3 protein-coding genes are annotated in these 2,066 nt (G+C 50.5%); 1 reads left to right on the forward strand and 2 read right to left on the reverse strand.

What is annotated here, in order from left to right:
* Positions 1-620 precede the first annotated feature (620 nt).
* The gene (locus tag M8370_RS23155; protein WP_016947370.1) at positions 621-857 is read left to right on the forward strand and encodes a hypothetical protein; all 237 of its coding nucleotides are present in this window, start codon (positions 621-623) and stop codon (positions 855-857) included.
* 209 nt (positions 858-1,066) lie between these two features.
* Here M8370_RS23155 and M8370_RS23160 read toward each other — a convergent pair whose 3' ends face one another.
* Entirely contained in the window at positions 1,067-1,183 is a 117-nt protein-coding gene (locus M8370_RS23160; protein WP_250021851.1) for a small membrane protein, read from the reverse strand.
* A 693-nt stretch (positions 1,184-1,876) separates the two neighbouring features.
* Entirely contained in the window at positions 1,877-1,990 is a 114-nt protein-coding gene (locus tag M8370_RS23165; RefSeq protein WP_071789001.1) for a replication initiation protein, read from the reverse strand.
* Between the last annotated feature and the right edge of the window lie 76 nt (positions 1,991-2,066).

Raw genomic sequence — 2,066 nt, forward strand, 5'->3', positions numbered from 1 at the left:
CGGAATGACACCGGTAAACCGAAAGGCAGGAACAGGAGAGCGCACGAGGGAGCGACCAGGGGGAAACGCCTGGTATCTTTAAGTCCTGTCGGGTTTCGCCGCCACTGATTTGAGCGTCAGATTTTGTGATGCTTGTCAGGGGGGCGGAGCCTATGGAAAAACGGCTTCGCCGCGGCCTCATCGCTTCCCTGTTAAGTTTCTTCCTGGTATCTTCCTGGAAATTTCCGCCCCGCCCGTAAGCCGGCACCGCTCGCCGCAGCCGAACGACCGAGCGAAGCGAGTCAGTGAGCGAGGAAGCGGAATATCTTCTGTATCGCATATTCTGCTTACGCTCTGCTGCAGCATTTTTCTCCTGCCACATAAGGCGCTTTCCTGATTATCGCACTCATGCCAACATACTAAGGCAGTATACACTCCGCTAGCGCTACGTGACTGGTCCGGCGCTGCGCCCGGAACCCGCAAATTCAGAAACTGAAAGCGGGACAAGATGTGTTTTTGGAGTACCGCCATCACGATGCCGGCACCAAAACGATATCTCAGGGCTGTTCCCGGCTGCAGGTTCTTCATGAGGTTCGCCGTGTCTGGCAGACTGTGCAGAGTTATTCTGACCGGAGATCGCCATGAAACGACTGATAAACCTGACGCCCGCCGAGAAAAGATTTCTCGACGATGCTGTTGCCGCCGCTGAGAGAGCGTCAGGCAAGAAGCTGAATCAGCCCAACAGGCACATTGTCCTTAACAGGGCTCGTGCACAGATCGAATCGCAGCGCCAGGCAGAACGGCAGCGATCTGCGCGTGAGGAGGAGCGGCAGCAGGCGGAATTTACCTGGTCGCGTCCGCGGGCGCCGCGTCGCTGATTGCCACTTTCGTCGGTTTTGTGGGGAGTTCAGGGCGAAACAGCGTGGTATTCACTACGGTGCATAGTCATTCACCCCCGTAAAACTCACCAGAGCGATTCCGGGCGGTTTTCTGGGGGTAAGACGTGCTCTTTTGTGGCTGAAGGCGCAGAAACGCCCTGAGCGCGTTTTCGCGGTGCGCGTAAGAAGGGATTATGGTAAATAGGGCGCTATCGCCTACGCCTAAATGTACGACTGATTGCTTTTTTTTCTCTGAAGTATGAGATTCCTGAGTAGACAGCTACAACAAGTAGAGCAATGGCGATAGCAAGTAAAGTCCAGTCCATAAATTCCTGATTAATTTAACAAAAACAGCCTGTTATGATTTTATAAAGGTAATATCATCTTTTTTTAGCATGATACTGTCGTTACTTATTGTAATGAGATGAAGCATAACCACTGTTTGTGTGTGTGTTTGTTAAGGTTTCTAAGATTATTCCTAACCACTGATTTTGTACATATCATCAAAAAAAAATAATGCCCTGTGGTGGGTATGTAACAAATCACGGGGAGCAGGTCATAGTCCATACATTGCCCTGTGGGCCATGGTTTAGCGTAAGCTAAGTTACTAGATGTTAGGATTATTCAGCGGACGAATCATCTCGCTATATCTCTCTTGTGGAGCGGAACCTCTCAGCTAATCACCTCTAAAACCTACGGGTTTTATCGAAAAAACGCAATAGAAACCTTATTGCCCCCGTGGTGGGTATGTAAAAATCACGGGGAGCGGGTCAGAACTACGCCAAAACTTTGAATGATCGGGTGGCAGGCTAAATGAAATCTTGAGATTCATTCAGTCTCGTCGTAATCTCTTGCTCTGAAAACGAAAAAACCGCCCAGCAAGGCGGTTTTCTCGAAGGTTCTCAGAGCAGCAACTCTTTGAACCGAGGTAACTGGCTAGTTAGAGGAGCGCAGTCACCAAAACTGTTCGTTTAGTTTAGCCTTAACTGGCGCATGACTTCAAGACTATCTCCTCTAAATCAGTTACCAGTGGCTGCTGCCAGTGGCGCTTTTGCATGTCTTACCGGGTTGGACTCAAGACGATAGTTACCGGATAAGGCGCAGCAGTCGGACTGAACGGGGGGTTCGTGCATACAGTCCAGCTTGGAGCGAACTGCCTACCCGGAACTGAGTGTCAGGCGTGGAATGAGATAAACGCGGCCATAACAG

The sequence above is a fragment of the Enterobacter cloacae complex sp. OE43NF genome, assembly GCF_023544405.1.
GTDB classification, from domain to species: domain Bacteria; phylum Pseudomonadota; class Gammaproteobacteria; order Enterobacterales; family Enterobacteriaceae; genus Enterobacter; species Enterobacter cloacae.